The 17,198-nt window shown below is 69.7% G+C and carries 13 protein-coding genes and 1 tRNA gene; 7 read left to right on the forward strand and 7 right to left on the reverse strand.

The features are described 5' to 3' along the window. Positions 1-17 precede the first annotated feature (17 nt). Positions 18-1,109 carry a DUF58 domain-containing protein gene (locus IEW87_RS13705; protein WP_188712959.1) on the forward strand — a complete coding sequence of 364 codons (1,092 nt, stop codon included), beginning with the start codon at positions 18-20 and terminating at the stop codon, positions 1,107-1,109. Next, complete coding sequence (locus IEW87_RS13710) at positions 1,106-3,349, forward strand: transglutaminase TgpA family protein (RefSeq protein WP_188712960.1); 2,244 nt, start codon at positions 1,106-1,108, stop codon at positions 3,347-3,349. The genes IEW87_RS13705 and IEW87_RS13710 overlap by 4 nt, the downstream gene beginning before the upstream one ends. Before the next feature lie 4 nt (positions 3,350-3,353). Here the strand turns inward: IEW87_RS13710 and IEW87_RS13715 are convergent, their stop codons facing one another. The 3 genes from IEW87_RS13715 to IEW87_RS13725 all read right to left on the reverse strand — a co-directional run bounded on the left by IEW87_RS13715 (position 3,354) and on the right by IEW87_RS13725 (position 5,407). Continuing rightward, positions 3,354-3,797, reverse strand: a complete 444-nt coding sequence (locus IEW87_RS13715) for a hypothetical protein (protein ID WP_188713121.1) — start codon at positions 3,795-3,797, stop codon at positions 3,354-3,356. 127 nt (positions 3,798-3,924) lie between these two features. Continuing rightward, positions 3,925-4,016: transfer RNA gene (locus IEW87_RS13720), tRNA-Ser, on the reverse strand. A gap of 74 nt (positions 4,017-4,090) precedes the next feature. Beyond that, a complete protein-coding gene (locus IEW87_RS13725) occupies positions 4,091-5,407 on the reverse strand; it encodes an outer membrane protein assembly factor BamB family protein (protein ID WP_188712961.1) in 1,317 nt (438 codons plus the stop codon). A gap of 100 nt (positions 5,408-5,507) precedes the next feature. Between IEW87_RS13725 and IEW87_RS13730 the strand changes: the two genes are divergently transcribed. After that, positions 5,508-6,497 (forward strand): aldo/keto reductase, encoded by a 990-nt coding sequence (locus IEW87_RS13730; protein ID WP_188712962.1) that lies wholly within the window; start codon positions 5,508-5,510, stop codon positions 6,495-6,497. Positions 6,498-7,017: 520 nt separating this feature from the next. On the opposite strand, the gene IEW87_RS13735 is transcribed toward IEW87_RS13730, so the two are convergent. After that, positions 7,018-8,472, reverse strand: a complete 1,455-nt coding sequence (locus tag IEW87_RS13735; protein ID WP_188713122.1) for an SPFH domain-containing protein — start codon at positions 8,470-8,472, stop codon at positions 7,018-7,020. Positions 8,473-8,703: 231 nt separating this feature from the next. On the opposite strand from IEW87_RS13735, the gene IEW87_RS13740 reads away from it, so the two are divergent. After that, positions 8,704-9,072: a YrdB family protein gene (locus IEW87_RS13740; protein ID WP_188712963.1), complete on the forward strand. Its 369-nt coding sequence runs from the start codon at positions 8,704-8,706 to the stop codon at positions 9,070-9,072. A 13-nt stretch (positions 9,073-9,085) separates the two neighbouring features. Then, complete coding sequence (locus IEW87_RS13745; protein WP_188712964.1) at positions 9,086-10,453, forward strand: FAD-binding oxidoreductase; 1,368 nt, start codon at positions 9,086-9,088, stop codon at positions 10,451-10,453. A gap of 1 nt (position 10,454) precedes the next feature. Here IEW87_RS13745 and IEW87_RS13750 read toward each other — a convergent pair whose 3' ends face one another. Continuing rightward, on the reverse strand, positions 10,455-11,234 hold the full coding sequence (locus IEW87_RS13750) for a glucosamine-6-phosphate deaminase (protein WP_188712965.1): 780 nt from the start codon (positions 11,232-11,234) through the stop codon (positions 10,455-10,457). A 162-nt stretch (positions 11,235-11,396) separates the two neighbouring features. On the opposite strand from IEW87_RS13750, the gene IEW87_RS13755 reads away from it, so the two are divergent. Together IEW87_RS13755 and IEW87_RS13760 are read left to right on the forward strand one after the other, a co-directional pair. After that, positions 11,397-12,914, forward strand: a complete 1,518-nt coding sequence (locus IEW87_RS13755) for a L,D-transpeptidase family protein (protein ID WP_188712966.1) — start codon at positions 11,397-11,399, stop codon at positions 12,912-12,914. Between the two features lie 50 nt (positions 12,915-12,964). After that, a complete protein-coding gene (locus IEW87_RS13760) occupies positions 12,965-13,420 on the forward strand; it encodes a GNAT family N-acetyltransferase (RefSeq protein WP_188712967.1) in 456 nt (151 codons plus the stop codon). A gap of 90 nt (positions 13,421-13,510) precedes the next feature. Here the strand turns inward: IEW87_RS13760 and IEW87_RS13765 are convergent, their stop codons facing one another. Continuing rightward, positions 13,511-15,325 carry an ABC transporter ATP-binding protein gene (locus IEW87_RS13765; RefSeq protein ID WP_188712968.1) on the reverse strand — a complete coding sequence of 605 codons (1,815 nt, stop codon included), beginning with the start codon at positions 15,323-15,325 and terminating at the stop codon, positions 13,511-13,513. Then, positions 15,322-17,184: an ABC transporter ATP-binding protein gene (locus IEW87_RS13770; protein WP_188712969.1), complete on the reverse strand. Its 1,863-nt coding sequence runs from the start codon at positions 17,182-17,184 to the stop codon at positions 15,322-15,324. Before IEW87_RS13770 ends, IEW87_RS13765 begins: the two co-directional genes overlap by 4 nt. Positions 17,185-17,198 lie beyond the last annotated feature (14 nt).

Genomic DNA, 17,198 nt, shown 5'->3' on the forward strand with positions numbered 1-17,198 from the left:
GACCGGCACGCGGCCGGGTGGTTCCCACGGGTCGCGGGCTCGCCATGCTCGCGCTCGCGGCTGCGCTTGTCGCGGCCGGGATAGGCATCGATCGAATCGAGCTGACCTACCTCGGACTCGTGTTCGCGGGCGTCGTCGCGCTCGGGGCCATCGTCGTGCGTCTCGCGGCCGTTCCCCGCGCCGTCTCCCGCACCCTCAGCGCGGAGATCGTCGCGGTCGGCGAGACACTGCGCATCGAGGCGGCGATCGTCGGCGGCGCGATCGAGTTCATCGACCACGCGGTCGACGGCGCCTCGGACGGACTCGACATCCGCGAGATTCCGGCATCGACCGACGCCGCCTATCGCAGCGAGGTCACGGCCTCGCGTCGCGGCCCACAGACGGTCGGACCGCTGCGCGTCGAACTGCTGGCGCCGCTCCGCGTCGCTCGACGCCGAGTCGCCGTCGGCGGGGTGGACGAGGTGATCGCGGTGCCCCCTGTCGTGGCGCTCGCGTCAGTGCACGCACGCGGACGTGAGGACGGCGAGGAGCCGACCCGGCACGAACGCATCGGCCAGGGAACCGACAACCTCGTCCCCCGCCCCTACCTCCCCGGCGATTCGATGCGCCGCGTGCACTGGCGCGCGTCGGCCCACCACGGCGACCTCATGGTCAGAGAAGAAGAACGAGAGACCACCCCGACCGCGGCCGTGATCCTCGATCTCGCCGACGACGCCTGGCCCGCCGACAGCGACTTCGAGCGCGCTCTGAGCGCGTGCGTCTCCGTCGTCGCGCGCCTGCGCACCGACGGTTTCGCTGTCGACGTGATGGCCGCGGACGGCTCGATGCTCGGCTCCGTCGACTCATCAGAGGCCTTCGACGATCTCCTCGTGACGTGCGCGCGGCTCGATCCGCGCGGGCAGGGCGAGCCGACGATGAAACGGGCCGACGGCGCCGGGCTCGTCGTCGCGATCGGACGCGCACCCCGACCGGCGGCGACGCCCGCAACGCACGTCCTCTTGGCCGCGGATCCGACCCCCCTCGGCGCGGAGACCACGGGCTGGCGCGCCACCGCGCTCGATGATGTGGCCCCCAGCTGGGCCCGGGCCCTGGACGGCGGCGACCGATGACCGTCCCTCGCCGGCCGCCCTCGCTCATCGCGGCGATGGCCGTGTTTGCCGCCGTCGTCACGGCGCTCACACCGATGACGACGTTGCTCCTGCCCGAATGGTTCCTCCCCGGGGCCGCCGTCGTCGCGGTGGTCGTCGCGGTCGGATACGGCGCGCGCTGGATCCACCGCGGCCTCGCACTGCCAGCCGGGATCGTGGCGTGGCTGGCGATCCTCGCGTGGGCGTACCCGGGGTCGATCCTGGACGGCGTCATCACCTGGGGCATCCGCCACGTGGTTGCGGCGGCGGCCGACCAGGTCGTCACCGGCATCGCGCCGGTCGACGTCGACCCGCCCCTCATGTTCCTGCTGCTCGCTGCGATCGGCTTCCTCGCCGTGCTCGTCGACCAGCTCGCCGTCACGATTCGGCTGCCGATCCTCGCGGCGATCCCCCTCATCTGCGTCTTCGTCATGCCGCAGCTCGCGGTGCCGCGCGGCGATCACCTCGCGTTCGCCGTCCCGTTCGCGCTCGCACTCATCGCGATGATCGCATTCTCCTCCCGTCGCCTCTCGCGCACGCGGACCCGCCGGATCCGCGGAGCGGGCGGCATCGCGATCGCGGTCGTCGCCGCGATCGCCGCACTCGTCATCGCACCGCGCGTCCCCGTGCTGCCCGCGGCCGATTCGGGCACGTTCGCGCGCCCCACCAGCATCGACGTGTCGATCGATCTCGGCGATGATCTGCGCGCCCGGTCCACGGAGGAGGTGCTCCGCGTGCGGACCGACGGCATCGTCGCGCCCTATCTGCGGCTCGCCACCCACACCCGTTTCGGAGAGACCGGCTGGCAGATCGACGGCGGCGCCTCCCAGCCCCTCGAGGATGGGTTCGATCCGACCGCCGGATCCGGCGTCGTCGGCGAGATCGAGTCGAACGACGTGCGCACGTGGGTGAGCGACGTAGAGCTGGACACCGAGTATCTGCCGCTCCCCGGCGACGCGGTGTCGGTCACCGGAGCGGGAGACGGGTGGAACGCGATGCTCTCGAGCCGCACGGCGCGCTCCTCATCGACCACGTCTCAGGGCGAGCGCTACCGCGCGGAGTCGCACCCGCTGGCACCGACGCGCGCACAGTTCGACGCCTCCCCCTGGGCCGACGAAGCCGGGCTCGGCGGAACGTACACGAACTCCGTCACCGGGGAGGCGATCCGCGAGGCGCTCCCGGATGGCGCGACCGACGTTCCCGACGCCGTCACCGAGGGCGCCATCGGCGAGGCCGCCCGCGAGGTCACGGCCGACGACCGCACTCCTTACGAGACCGCGCTGGGGCTGCAGGAGTGGCTGCGCTCCCCCCGCTTCACATACTCGCTCGAGACGCCCGTCGAGGATGGCTTCGACGGCAGCGACATCGCCGCTATCGAGCAGTTCCTGGACGCGCGCGCCGGGTACTGCGTGCACTTCGCTTCGGCGTTCGCGCTCATGGCCCGCTCGCTCGACCTGCCCACCCGCATCACGGTCGGCTATCTGCCCGGCGACCTGACGGGACGCAGCATCGACGACATGTCGGTCTACTCGGTCGCCGCGAACCGCCTGCACGCCTGGCCTGAGGTGTACTTCGTCGGCATCGGGTGGACACCCTTCGACCCGACACCCGGCGTCGCTCAGGCACGCAACGTCGTAGTCGAAACGGGCGGATCCGGCATCGACGACCCGGGCCCGACGGCGGCACCGGATGATCCGGACGAGGAGGAGACATCACCGAGCGCCGAGCCGGCTGAGACCGACGACGCGACGGATGACCCCGCCGCGGTGCCCCTTCCCGGCGCGGCTTCGACGGCGACCGCGGCGCTCTTCGCGCTCCTCGGCGTCCTGCTCCTCGGCGCGATCCCCGCGCTCGTGCGTCTCGGGATCCGCACGTGGAGGAGGAACGCAGCGCGCGCCGGCGATGCGGGGGTCGCGTGGCGCGAGCTGCGCGCGACCGCGACGGATGTCGGCCTGGGGCCGTCGCGAGCGGAGTCCCCGCGCGCGTTCGGCGCCCGTCTCGTGCGATCCGGGGCCGCGGCCGAGCACGTGGATCCTCTCGTGCGGGCGATCGAGCAACGTTCGTTCGCGCCGCGAGAGGCGGCCGGGGTCGATCTCGCGCTCCCGCTGCGCCGCGTGGCCCGCGCGCTGGCGCCCCGCCGACTCGCCGCGCGCATCGGTCGCGCCCTGCTGCCCCGTTCGCTGTGGGAGCGACCGCGCGACACCGACCCGCCATCCGCGTGACGCGTCAGTCGCGCGCGGCGGCCCGCCGGACGAGCTCGCGGATGCGCTGCTCGACGGCGTCGGTCATCTCGATCACCGCGTAGGACACCGCCCACATCGGCCCGTCGTCGAGAGCGGCCGTGTCGTCGAAGGACACCGTGCCGTAGCGAGTGTCGAACTTCTCGGCCGGCTGGTAGAAGACCAGCACCTTGCCGTCGCGCGCATACGCGGGGAATCCATAGAAGGTCTTCGGGTCGAGCTCCGGCGCCTCCTCGGTGACGATCGTGTGCAGCCGCGTGGCAACACTGCTGTCGGTCCCCGTGAGCGAGTCGATCGCCGTGATGCAGGCTTCGAACTCGCGAGCGCGCTTCGCCGCTCCCTTCAGCCCCTTCGTCGACCGCAGCTCCTCGGCCCGCTGCTTCATCGCGGCGCGCTCCTCGGCGCTGAAGCCGCTCTTCTGCTCCGTCATGGTGTGCCCTTTCGTCGTCGTGATGCTCACGTTACGACGATGCGGATAGCGGCGCTTCTCGATTCGTGATCGATGCGGTCCAAGACGAACGTGGGGCCCCGGCGCTGACGCCGGGACCCCACGTATCTGGCGGTGCCTAGGGGATTTGAACCCCTGATGCGAGTTGCCCCGCATACACGGATTCCAGCCGTGCTCCTTCGGCCGCTCGGACAAGGCACCGTGGGAGATTCTACGGCATCGATCGCGGTGCTCTCGACTCGGGCCGCGCCCGGGCGCGCCGATGGGCGATCCGATCAGCTCGCGGCGTAACGCCAGAGATGCACGACACGATCGGGGGTGACCGTCACGATCGACGATCCGCGAACGTCGACGAATTCCCCCGTGATCGCGTCCGATCGCGTCATCCCCGTACGATCCGCCGCGACGATCTCCGGGTCGTCGCCTCCCGATGCGATCCAGAGGTAGTCATCGCCACTGATCGCGACGAGCGCATCGCCCGAGACCGTGCTCTCGCTGACTCGCGCGCGCTCGGCGCCGTCCGCGTAGGTGTACACGGACCCGTCACGCGCGTCGATCCACGTCGCGTACGCCCCGTCGTCGGCACCGCCTGCGACGGGATCCACGGGGAAGCGTCCCATCCGCACGCGCTCGCCGGTGCCGAGATCGACGACCGCAGCGTCGGGCGCATCCACCACAGCGAGACTCCCGGTCGCGCCGCGCGGCGCCCAGGATCCGCTCTCGCCGGTCTGCCAGAGCTCGTCGCCGGTCGCCGCGTCGAGGCCGACGAGCGAACCGCTCGGCTCGCGCGGGTCGTCGGGGCGCACCGCGGTGACAACCCCGCCCACGACAGCGGAGGCGATGGCTCCCTCGCTGACCCAGCGCACCTCGCCGGTGGCGGTGTCGAGGGCGGCGACAACCACGGCGCCCTCTCCGGTCGGCTGGTCGATGTTCACGAGCGTCGTCTCGGCCGATGCGTCCACGATCTCGGGGTGCAGGCCGATGCCGTCGACGTCGTCGCCGAGGTGCGGCGTCAGGTCCGTCACCCACCGCACAGATCCGTCGGCGCCGTCGAGCGCAACGACCCCGGCTCGGTAGCCGCCGCCGTAGTCGTCGATGTCCGCGTGCGCGGAGCAGGCCTCATCGGCGCAGATGTTGCCGAAGACAGGGGCGAACACGCTGTCGCCACCCGTCCGCTGCGCTCGTGCGTCGGAGAGCTCGAGACGGCCGGCACCCTGGCCGGCATCGAGTCCCCCGTCGGTCGCGATCTGCCGCGATTCCCATAGCGTGACGTCCCACGCGATCTGCCCGGTCTCGACGTCGTGCGCCTCGAGCATGATGACGTTCTCGACGTCGGGCCGCGTGGTCAGCAGCCGCGTTTCCGTGAGCCCGATGGCGTCGGTGCGAGAATCGGGATCCGCAGTCGGCGCCGCCTCGAGCGTCGTCTCGCTGAGCGTGAGATCCGCGAGCGAGTCGCCGTCGAACGTCTCGAGCGGCTCTTCGGACGGATGAGCAGACGGAGTGGGAGTCTGCTGCTCATCCGACGCCGAGCAGCCCGCGATCGCCGTCACCGTCAGCGCCGCGATCGCCGCGACGCCCCACCGATTTCTCACACGCTCTCCCTCGCCAGGTTCACCGGCTTCACAGTACCGAACGCTCCGTCGCGCGCGATCGGTAGGCTGTGCGAGGAACACCGCCGAAAGAGGAGATGCAGTGGAGCAACGGATCCTGGGGCGCTCGGAACGCGAGGTGTCGGTCGTCGGACTCGGCACATGGCAGTTGGGCGCGGACTGGGGCGACGTCGACGAACTCGCCGCCCTCGACGTCCTCGACGCGGCGGCTGAGCGCGGCGTCACCTTCTTCGACACCGCCGACGTGTACGGCGACGGTCGCAGCGAACAGCGGATCGCGTCGTGGCGCCGTGCGAACCCGTCGTGGAACGGCACCGTCGCGACGAAGATGATCCGACGCGCTCCCGCGCCGAGCCTGCGCTACGCCTCGATCGAGAACTTCCGCGACTGGACCGACCGCTCGCGCCGCAACCTCGACGTCGACACCCTCGACCTCGTGCAGCTGCACTGCCCGAGCGACGACGTCTTCGCGTCGGACAGCGTGTTCGACGACCTCGACATCCTCGTCGACGAGGGCGCCGTGGCCGCATACGGCGTGAGCGTCGAGACCGAGGCGCAGGCGCTGTCGGCCATCGCCCGCCCGCACGTCGCGAGCGTGCAGATCATCGTCAACGCGTTCCGCCAGAAGCCACTCGAGCGCGTCCTCCCCGCCGCGAAGAAGGCGGGCGTGGGCATCATCGCGCGTGTTCCCCTCGCCAGTGGACTGCTCTCGGGCCGATTCACGGCCGACACGACGTTTGCGCCGAACGACCACCGGTCGTTCAATCGCGACGGGTCCGCGTTCGACGTCGGCGAGACGTTCGCGGGCGTCGACTATGCGACGGGCGTCGAGGCAGCGGCCGAGTTCTCGGCTCTCGCGCGCGACATCGGTATCGAGCCCGCGCAGGCGGCGCTCGCCTGGGTGATCCAGCAGCCGGGCGTCACGACCGTCATCCCTGGCGCGCGGAACGAACAACAGGCCCATTCGAACGCGATGGCGGCGAAGGTCGGACAGCTCCCGGAGTCGTTCGTGACCGCAGTGCGTGGCCTCTACGACGACAAGATCCGCCCCGGCGTGCACCACCGCTGGTAACGCACCGCCGCGCACACGCAGACCCCGGTAGCGAAGCGCGTGACCCCATCACGCCGCTGGAGACGCCCCTCCGCGCGCCGGCACCGGCAGCGAAGCGCGTGACCCGGTCGCGCCGTTGGCACACACCGTCCGTACGCCGCCCGCGGGGAGCCGAAACGAGCGACTCAGTCGCGCCGCTGGCACACACCTTCCGTACGCCGCCGCCGCCGAGGAGCGAAGCGCGTGACTCGGCCGCGCCGCTGGCATCGGGCCTGGCGGGAGGACCCGCGTAGCGGGTCCGGGGGACTGCGGCGCGACCGAGTCACGCGCGCAGCGCAACGTCACCTTCTCGCGAGTGCCGAAACGCCCTTTCCCGCGACGAACGGGACGCGAAGGCACTCGCGAACGACGAACGGGGCGCGAAGGCACTCGCGAACGACGAACGGGGCGCGAAGGCACTCGCGAACGACGAACGGGCGCGAAGGCACTCGCGAACGACGAACGGGCGCGAAGGCACTCGCGAACGGCGAGTGACGCGCGTTCAGTCCTCAGGCGACGGCGACGGACGCGACGCGGGGCGCGACTCCGGCCGTGCCTCGCGCGAGCCATTCGCGATGCCCTGACCGACGGCCTGTCCCTGGAGCATGGCCGACAGGTCGATGCCCGTCGTCTCGCGGACCGTGTCGAACATCGCGCGCATGCCCATCGCGGCCTCGCCCGCCATGTGCGTCGAGGCACCCGAATCGCCGGATCCTGACAGCACCGTGACGTTGCCGACATTGGAGTAGCCCTTGGCGAACTCGGTCATCATCGGCACGAGCACGTCGAGCGAACGCTGGGCGAGCACGGCTTCCTGGTTCTTCTTGAGCGCCTCGGCCTCGGCCTCGATCGCGGCGGCTCGCGCCTCACCGGCGAGACGGACCGCGTCGGCCTCCGCCTGCGCCTTCGTACGTGCGGCATCGGCTTCGGCCTCCGCCTGCACGCGGATCGCCTGTGCTTCGCGCTCGGCCTTCTCCGCGTCGGCCTCCGCCGCCTTGATCTGCGCGTACGCGTCGGCGTCCGCCTTCTTCTGACGGTGGTACTCGTTGATGTCGGCCTCGCGACGCTGCACGTCGGCTGCCGCCTCGGCGTCCTTAACCCGAGAGTAGGCACGGGCGTCCGCCTGCTTCTGCTCCTCGTACTGCGACGCATCCGCGACGCGCTTGACGTCCGCGTCCAGCTGTGCCTGGCGGTTCTCCGCCTGCTGCATGAGGACGCCCTGCTCGGCGCGTGCCCGAGCGAGCGCCTCCGCCTGCTCGGCCTCTGCTCGCGCTTCACCGACGTCGGCCGCGGCGGCCGCTTCGTTCTTGTCGTACGCGGTCTGCTCGACGAGGGTCTCCTCGCTGGTCGCGATCTCGCGCGCCTTGATCTGTCGTTCCGCGTCGATCCGCGCGATCTCAGCCTGACGCTTCACCTTCGAGACCTCTTCCGCGCCGAGGGCATGGACGTAGCCGTTCTCGTCGGTGATCCCCTGGATCTGGAAGCTGTCGAGGACGAGGCCCTGTTCTCCGAGGTCGCTCTTGATCAGGGTCGCGATCTGGTCGCTGAGCTCCTGGCGGTCACGCATGAGCTGCTCGACCGACAGCGTGGCCACGACACCGCGCAGCGCACCCTCGAGCTGCTCGGTCGTGAACACCTCGATCGCCTTGTCCTGCGAAACGAAGCGCTCCGCCGCGCGGGCGATCGACTCGCTGTCGGAGCCGACCTTCACGAGCGCCACGCCCGTGACGTCGACCGTGACGCCCTGGATCGACTGCGCGGTCGGCTGCACCATGATCTGCCGCGCGCGCAGCGACAGCGTCTCGGCGCGCTGCGTGATCGGATTCACGATCGCGCCACCGCCGCGAATCACGGTCATCGCGGAGGTCGCTGCAGCGCCCTTCTTTCGTCGCCGTCCGACGACGACGAGCGCCTCGTCAGCACGCGCGACCTTGTACCAGGCCCGCAGCACGAGCATGATGATCAGCCCGATGATCGCCGCGACGACCAGCAGGATGATGATCGCGATGACGATGCCGACTCCGCCGATTGCCGCGAAGAATCCGCCCACAGTGTTCCCCTTCTCGTCACATCGTCTGGCATCCCCAGTGGCGCCGACGATGAATCCGTCCCAGCCTATTGCCCGGCGGCCGTCACCGCACGACCGGTTCTGACGGATCCTGCAGGAGTCGCGCCATACACTGGCGGCATGAGTTCCGAGACCTCCCGTGCGGGCGTCGGCCCGCGCGTGACCGTGCTCGATGTGCTGCGCCTCGTGAGCGAATTGCTCGCGTTCGGCGCGCTGGCCGTGTGGGGGTTTCTCGCGTGGCCGGTGCCGTGGAACATCGTCGCGGGCATCGGCGCACCGGTCGCCGCGATCCTCGTGTGGGCGCTCTTCCTCTCCCCGAAGGCGGTGATCCGCCTGCCGCGCTTCGTGAGGCTGGTGGTGGAGCTCCTGGTCTTCGTCAGCGCGACCCTCGCGCTCTGGGCACTCGATCTCGCGTGGGCTGGCATCGCGGTGGGTCTCTTCTGCATCGTCGTCGGCGTGTTCGTGCTGCGACGCGACACCGCGCGGTAGCCATACTGGAGGGATGGTTCCCGTCCTCGATCAGCTCCGCTCCGCGCTCGGCCCCCGGGTGACGACAGACCCGAGTGTCCTCGACCGTGCCCGCTGCGATCGTTCCGGACACGCGGCATCCGCACCGCCGATCGCCGTCGTCCGCGCTCAGAGCGTCGAGGACGTGCGCGCCACGATGCGCATCGCGCACGCGACGGGGACGCCGGTGGTGACCCAGGCGGCGATGTCGGGCGTCGCGGGAGCGAGCAACGCCGGCGCGGGCGAGATCGCGCTCTCGGTCGCCGAGATGACGCGGATCCTCGAAATCTCTCCCGACGATGAGCTCGCCGTCGTCGAACCCGGCATCGTCAACGCGGAGCTCAACGCGCAGCTCGCGGAGCACGGCCTCTGGTGGGCCCCTGATCCCGCGAGCCGTGAGATCGCGACGGTCGGCGGCAACATCGCGACCGGCGCGGGAGGGCTCCTGTGCGCGAAGTACGGCGTCACGCGAGACGCGGTGCTCGGCCTCGACGTGGTGCTGGCCGATGGCCGCCTCATCTCCACGGGACACCGCAGCGTCAAGGGCGTCACCGGTCTCGACATCACGAGCCTCATGATCGGATCCGAGGGGACGCTCGGCGTCATCGTCGGGGCGACCCTCAAACTCCGCCGCCTCGTTGCCGGCGACGTCTGCACGCTCACCGCCACCTTTTCGACCGTCCGCGATGCGGCGGCGGCCTCCGCAGCCGTCACGGCGTCGGGGATCCGCCCCGCGATCATGGAGCTCATGGATGCTCTGTCACTGCGGGCCGCGCACGACCTGCTCGGACTCGAGCTTCCCGCCGACGGCGCCGCTCTGTTGGCGATCCAGACGGACGGCCCGGACGCCGCGGCAGAGGCCGACGGCATCGCGCGGATCCTCGCGGGGCACGCGCAGGACGTCTCACTCACGCGCGATCGCGAGGAGGGTGAGCACCTGCTGCGGATCCGTCGCGCGATGCATCACGCGTTGTCGGCGCTCGGGTCGACGCTCGTCGAGGACGTCTCCGTTCCACGCTCGCGCATGGCGGAGATGTTCGACGAGATCGCACGGGTCGAACGCGAGCACGGCGTGCGGATCCCGACGGTCGCGCACGCGGGCGACGGCAACCTGCATCCGAACTTCATCTTCGACGGCGACGAGGTACCGGATGTCATCTGGGCGGCCGCGGACGATCTCTTCCGCGCGGCGGTCGCGCTCGGCGGCACCCTCACGGGCGAGCACGGCATCGGCGTGCTGAAGGCCCGCTGGCTCGCCGACGAACTCGGCGACGATCAGTGGCAGCTGCAACGCGACATCATGCGCGTGTTCGACCCGACGGGGATTCTGAACCCCGGCAAGGTGTTCGTCGACGCCGAGTGAGTCAGAGCGTCTGCCATTCCGGCTTGTGCGCGAAGGTGTCGCGGTAATAGTCCGCGAGCTGGAGACGCGAGGCCGCGGCCTCGTCCACGACAACGGTCACGTGCGGGTGCAGCTGGATTGCGGATCCGGGCAGCAGCGCGGAAACCGGCCCCTCGACCGCGCCGGCGACGGCGGCGGCCTTCCCCTCGCCGAAAGCGAGGAGCACGAGGTGCCGCGCGTCGAGGATCGTGCCGAGCCCCTGCGTCAGGCAGTGTCGCGGCACCTCATCGATCGAGTCGAAGAAGCGCGCGTTGTCCTCGCGGGTCTGCCGCGTGAGGGTCTTGACCCGAGTGCGCGAGGCGAAGGAGGATCCCGGCTCGTTGAACCCGATGTGGCCGTCTGTGCCGATGCCCAGCAGCTGGACGTCGACGCCGCCCGCGGCGCGAATTGCGGCGTCGTATCGCTCGCCCGCTCCCGCGAGATCGGCGTCGTGAGCCGGCGGGGTGAGGATCCGATCGGGGTCGAGGCCGAGCGGTTCGACGACCTCGCGCGCGATGACCGAGGAATACGACTCGGGGTGCGCCAGATCGATGCCCACGTACTCGTCGAGCGCGAAACCGCGCACGCGTGACACGTCGGCGTCCGCCAGTCGCTCGCGCATCGCCGCGTACACGGGCAACGGCGTGGATCCTGTCGCGAGCCCCAGCACGGCGTCCGGCCGACGGCGGATGACGGCGGCGATGTGATCGGCGACAAGGGCACCGGCCGTGGTGCGGTCCGGGACGATGACGACTTCAGCCACGGGGTCCTCCGGGGTCGATGGAGCGGGTTCACATCGATCTTGTCACCTTCGCCCAGGGGATCGTGAACTGTTCGTAACCGGTTTTCTGCTCACGCGTCGAATCCGCCACCTAACATGGCGGTGGAAGACCGCGTGTCAACGCGCGATCAGGGGAGAGAAACGATGACCGAGCTGGCGACGCGTCCCGCCGAACCGGGGGACGCACCACGTGTCGAGTGGGTGGAGCCGGAGCAGAAGAAGCGCTCTCCGCGCAAGCTCTGGCTCGGCATCGGGATCCCGGTGGTCTCCGTCGTCGCCGCGGGCGCGCTCGTGCTGGTCGGCACGACCCTCACCGCTCCGGGCGTGACGGTGCTCGGCACCGACGTCGGCATGCAGACCACCGGCGGCGCCGCCGAAGCGCTGTCGACGGGCGTTCAGAATGCCTCCATCACGGTCGAGGTCGAGGGGCAGTCGGCATCGTTCACCGGTGAGGACCTCGGTCTCGCCGTCGACGCCGAGCAGACTGCGGAGGCCGTCAAGGATGCCTACCCGCTGTGGAAGATCGGCAAGTGGAATCCCGGCGCCGTCGAGGGCGAGCTGACGGTCGACGAGGCGGTCACGAGCGACGCGCTCGAGAAGGCGTTCCCCGACCTCCACACCGCCCCCGTCAACGCGCAGGTCGAGTTCCAAGACGGCTCCTACGTCGCCGTGCCGGATGAGAAGGGCCACGGCATCGACACCGAGGCGTTCGTCCAGGCGGTGTCCGAGCAGCTCGCGAGCGCGCAGTCCGTGCAGGCACTCGCGTCGGGCGAGACGATCCTCGCCGCGGGGTCCACGCCGTCGATCTCCGTCGACGCGTCCACCACCGAGACGACCGCGCCCTTCGTCGAAAAGGATGCCGCCGCCACCGCCGAGAAGCTGAACAACGCGGTCAGCGGAGTCAGTTTCACGCTCGACGGCGACACCGTCGACGAGGTGGGCACCAAGAAGGTCGCCAGCTGGCTCGACGTCGCCGTGACCGACGACGGCACGGTCGACGTGCAGGCGAAGACCGACCTCATCCAGGAGTACGTCGACGCGCTGCCGAAGAAGGTCGATCAGGAGCCCGTCGATGCCGACGTCGTCGTCGACGCGTCCGGCAACGTGAGCAAGGTCATCGTCGAAGGACAGGACGGCTACGCGGTCGCGGCGACCGACGGCGTCGGCCAGGAGATCGAGGCGCAGCTGACGTCGCTCGAGCCCGCCGAGGTCGCGCTCGCGGGCGAGAAGGTGGCGCACGAGCGTACCGAGCGCTTCCGTCGCGCAGTCGTCGACAAGAGCGACGGCCACTCGCACTTCTACGAGACCGTCAACGACGGCGAAGAGAAGCTCATGAAGAGCTTCCCGATGGCGCTCGGCAAGCCTGGCCACGACACGGTCAACGGCACGTACCCCGTGTACGGCCAGCTCACGATCCAGGACATGGGCTCGTGCGACGCAGAAGGCGAATACGTGCCCGGCGGTCGATTCGACTACTGCACGGCCGACGTCCCCTTCGTCACCTACTTCAACGGCGACCAGGGCTTCCACGGCACGTACTGGCACAGCAACTTCGGCCCGGGCGCGTACATGAGCCACGGCTGCGTGAACCTCACCGAGAGTGCCGCCGAGTGGGTCTACTACTTCCTGCAGACCGGTTCACCCGTCACCGTCCAGAATTAATGCAGGGAAACGCCGCCCCGTCCCGCCGCCGAGTGCTCTACGCTGAGGGCATGAGCGAGCTGCACGTCGAAGAACTGTCCGCCGCCACAATCGTCGCGGCCAACAGCCTGAGCCTGAAGCCAGGCCAGGAAGAGTTCATCGCGCCCACGACCTACGCGGTCGAAATGGGCGTCGCCGACCCGCAGAAGACCTGGCAGCGGGTCGTGATCGACGCCGAGGGCGGTGTCGTCGCCTTCATTCGCGCGTACTTCGATCCCGAGGCACCGAGCGACTACCTGCGTGCCGCGCTGTGGCGCATCAACGTCGACGCCGAGGCCCAGGGTCGCGGCGCGGGTCGATTCGCCGTCGAAGCGGTGCTCGACGAGGCGCGCCGTCGTGGCTCCGATCGCCTCACGGTCGTCTATGAAGCCGGAGAACTCGGTCCGGAGGCCTTCTTCCGCCGCGTCGGTTTCACGCCCGTCGGCGAATCCGAGTACGGTGAAGTAGTCGCCGAGATTCTGCTATAGCCTCGGCCCCACAGACTGGCGGCGGAGCTCCGATACCCTTCCTCCCCCATAGGTCGGAGCGCCGCCGCCAACCCTTCGCTTTCGCGAGATTCAGACCAGTGAGTCCTGCCATGCCTTGTGCAGTTGCGCGAATTTTCCGGTCCCCTGCTTGAGCGCCTCGGGGCTGTCGTCCTCGATGATCTCGCCGTACTCCATCACCAAGACGCGATCGGCGATCTCCACGGTCGAGAGGCGGTGGGCGATGATGATCGCCGTACGATCCGCCAGCAGCGTCTGCAACGCGTCCTGAATCGCGCGTTCGGACGGGATGTCCAGCGATGCCGTCGCCTCGTCGAGGATCAGGACAGCCGGATCCGCGAGGAACGCCCGCGCGAATGAGACGAGCTGTCGCTGCCCGGCAGAGACACGTCCGCCGCGCTTGTTGACGTCGGTGTCGTAACCGTCGGGAAGCTGCTCGATGAACTCGTGCGCGCCCACCGCCTTCGCGGCCGCGATGATCTCTTCCGGCGAAGCGCCGGGGCGTCCGAGGGCGATATTGTCGGCGACGGATCCGCTGAACAGATACGCCTCCTGCGTCACCATGACGATCGCGCGGCGCATGTCTCCGGGGTCGAGGTTGCGCAGGTCGATGCCGTCGAGGCGCACGGCGCCGCGCGTCGGGTCGTAGAACCGCGACAGCAGCTTCGCCAGCGTCGACTTGCCCGCGCCGGTCGTGCCGACCAGAGCGACCGTCTGCCCCGCGGGGATGTCGAGGCGGAAGTGCGGCAGCACCGTCCGCCCTTCGCCGTACCCAAACGTGACGTCGTCGAACAGCAGGTGGCCACGCGCCGTCTCGATGGCGACCGGCTTCGTGGGATCCGGTACCGAGAGCCCCTCTTCGAGCACGCCCGACACCTTCTCGAGAGCGGCGGATGCCGACTGGAAGGAGTTGACGAACATCGCCACCTCCTGCAGCGGGGTGAAGAAGTTGCGCACGTACAGCACGACGCTCAGCAGCAGACCGACGGAGAACTCGTCCCACGTGATGCGCACGCCGCCCCAGAGGACGACGATGCCGATCGCGAACGCAGAGATCGCCATCAGCGCAGGCTCGAAGGTGCCGAACAGGCGGATCACGCGCATGTTCGCCTCGCGGTAGTTCCATGACAGCTTGCCGAAGGTCACCTCGTTACGCGGCTCGCTGCGGAATGCCTTGCCGGCGCGGATCCCGGTCATCGTCTCGACGAACTTGACGATCACCTGCGCGCTGATGACGCGCGTCGCACGGTAGGCGAGCTGCGAGCGGCGGTAGAACCACCGCAGCAGCAGCGTGAGCGGCACGAGCATGACGACGATGACGAGGCCGGACTGCCAGTCCACGATCACGAGCGCGATGAAGGTAAAGACGCCGTAGAGCACGCCGTTGACGAGCTGCGTGAGCCCGCCGTTGAGCAGCTCGCGGATCGTGTCGAGGTCGCTCGTCTGGCGCGAGATGATGCGCCCCGAGGTGTACGTCTCGTGGAACTCGAGACTCAATCGCTGCGTGTGACGGAACACCCGCGTGCGCAGATCCAGCAGCACCGTCTGCGTGACCCGGGCCGCCAGCATGTCGTACCAGGCGAGGAGGGCCGCACCGACGATGGCCGTGCCGGCGTACGCCCCTGCGATCAGCCACGTCGGTCCCCAGTCCTCGCCCTCGAGCACGGCCGGCAGCGCTGCGTTGAGACCGAGGCCGAGCAGAGCGGGGCCGAGCACACGCACGGCCGTCTGCGCGACGACGACGACCGCCGTGAGGATCACGCGCCACTTCATGGGCGCGATGAGGGACAGGAGCAGCCGCCAGGAACGACTCCGGATCGCCTTGCTCTCCGCCTTGGTGTAGTCGCTGCGGTCTTCGCCGGCGACGCCGTGGACGGTTCCGCTCATCGCCCCGCCTCCTTCTGCTCGTCGAGCTCCTGCGCGGGGTCGAGGCGCTGCGCGCTCTCCTCGCGGTCCTCGGCCTCGAGGCTGGAGAGCACCCGTCGGTAGCTCGCCGACCCGGCCAGCAGTTCGCTGTGGGTTCCGACGGCGGAGATCCGGCCGTCTTCGAGAAGCGCGACGCGGTCGGCGAGCGCGACCGTCGACGGCCGGTGCGCGATGATCAGCGCCGTGGTGCCGGCGAGCACGCGCTTCAGCTCGACCTGCACGCGCTCTTCTGTGTTGACATCGAGCGCCGACAGCGGGTCGTCCATCACGATCACGCGCGGCCGGGCGGCGACCGCGCGGGCGAGAGCGAGGCGCTGGCGCTGTCCGCCGGAGAGACTCATCCCCTCCTCGCCGATCATCGTCTCGGTGCCTTCCGGCAGATCGTCGACGAACTCCGCCTGGGCGACCCCCAGCGCCTCGCGGAGGACCCTTTCGGCTTCCTCCGAGAACACGTCGAGGTCGTCGCGGCCGAGCAGCACGTTCTCGCGCACCGACGCGGAGAACAGTGTCGCGTCCTCGAAGGCGGTCGCGATGTGCGTACGCAGCTCGACAAGCGCGAGGTCGCGCACGTCGACGCCGTCGAGCGTGACGCTTCCCTCGGTCACGTCGTACAGCCGGGTCGGCAGCGTCGTCAGCGTCGTCTTGCCGGATCCCGTCAGCCCCACGAGCGCCATCGTCTCGCCCGGCTCGACCGCCAGCTCGATGCCGTTGAGCAGATCGCGTTCATGATCGCGCGCGTCCTGGTAACGGAAGTGCACGTCGTCGAAGACGAGCGCGCCCCGTGGCTCGGCGATGGTGACGGGCTCGGCCGGGTCGGTGATCGTGTCGACCGCATCGAAGATCTCGAACACGCGGTCCGTCGCCGTGCGGGCGTCGAGCATGAAGGAGAACAGAAACCCGATCGACTCGATCGGCCAGCGCAGGATCGTCGCCATCGCGAAGAATGCGAACAGCTCGGAGATGGCGATCTGTCCCGTCGCCGCGAGCCAGATCCCCAGCGCGAGCGACGCCGCGAAGGCGAGCTCCGGCATGAGGACGAGCACGAAGTCGATGCCGGCGATCGCGCGAGCCTTCTGCATCTCGGTGCCGCGGAGTGTCTCGGCCTGTCGACGGAACTTCTGCAGCGCGTACGGGCCGCGGCCGAACGCCTTGAGCACGCGGATGCCATGCACGCTCTGTTCCACGCTCGTCGCGATGTCGCCCTGCTGGTCCTGACTCATGCGCGCCAGGCGCCCGTAGGTCCGCTCGAAGCGCACGGCGCTGATCCACAGCGGAATGCCCGACACCACAAAGATCGTGCCGAGCATCCAGTGCCACTGGAACAGCAGCACCGATCCGAGCACGACCGTCAACAGGTTGACCACGAGCATGATGAGACCAAACGCCATCCAGCGACGGATCACGCCGAGGTCCTGCATCATGCGGCTAAGCAGCTGCCCGCCCTGCCACCGGTCGTGGAACTCGATCGGGAGCTTCTGGAGGCGGTTGTAGAACCGCTGCCGGAGGTTGTACTCGATCGCAGTGGCCGGGGCGAGCACGAGCCAGCGGCGCAGCCAGACGAGCCCCGCCTCGACGAGCCCGAGGCCGAGAACGGCGACAGCCCCCCACACCACCGCACTCGTCGCACCGCTGGAGATCGGTCCGCCGACGATCCATTCGAGTGCGGTCGGGATCAGCAGCGCCACGATCGACGCCCCCAGCGCCGAGAACCCGCCGAGCGCGATACGCGGAAGGTCTTTCCGGGCGAACGGCAGGAGTCGCAGGAGGGCGCGGTGGAGCGGAAGGCGCGGACGCGCGCCAGAGGCGTTTTGAGAAGACATGGATCCCCACAGAT

The organism is Microbacterium faecale (assembly GCF_014640975.1).
Lineage (GTDB): Bacteria > Actinomycetota > Actinomycetes > Actinomycetales > Microbacteriaceae > Microbacterium > Microbacterium faecale.

Bases quoted from the DNA above. Each gene is read 5' to 3' on its own strand.
- IEW87_RS13710 (WP_188712960.1), top strand. From the start codon at position 1,106: ATGACCGTCCCTCGCCGGCCGCCCTCGCTCATCGCGGCGATGGCCGTG.
- IEW87_RS13715 (WP_188713121.1), bottom strand. From the start codon at position 3,797: ATGACGGAGCAGAAGAGCGGCTTCAGCGCCGAGGAGCGCGCCGCGATG.
- IEW87_RS13735 (WP_188713122.1), bottom strand. From the start codon at position 8,472: ATGCTCGTGCTGCGGGCCTGGTACAAGGTCGCGCGTGCTGACGAGGCG.
- IEW87_RS13740 (WP_188712963.1), top strand. From the start codon at position 8,704: ATGAGTTCCGAGACCTCCCGTGCGGGCGTCGGCCCGCGCGTGACCGTG.
- IEW87_RS13745 (WP_188712964.1), top strand. From the start codon at position 9,086: ATGGTTCCCGTCCTCGATCAGCTCCGCTCCGCGCTCGGCCCCCGGGTG.
- IEW87_RS13755 (WP_188712966.1), top strand. From the start codon at position 11,397: ATGACCGAGCTGGCGACGCGTCCCGCCGAACCGGGGGACGCACCACGT.
- IEW87_RS13760 (WP_188712967.1), top strand. From the start codon at position 12,965: ATGAGCGAGCTGCACGTCGAAGAACTGTCCGCCGCCACAATCGTCGCG.
- IEW87_RS13765 (WP_188712968.1), bottom strand. From the start codon at position 15,325: ATGAGCGGAACCGTCCACGGCGTCGCCGGCGAAGACCGCAGCGACTAC.
- IEW87_RS13770 (WP_188712969.1), bottom strand. From the start codon at position 17,184: ATGTCTTCTCAAAACGCCTCTGGCGCGCGTCCGCGCCTTCCGCTCCAC.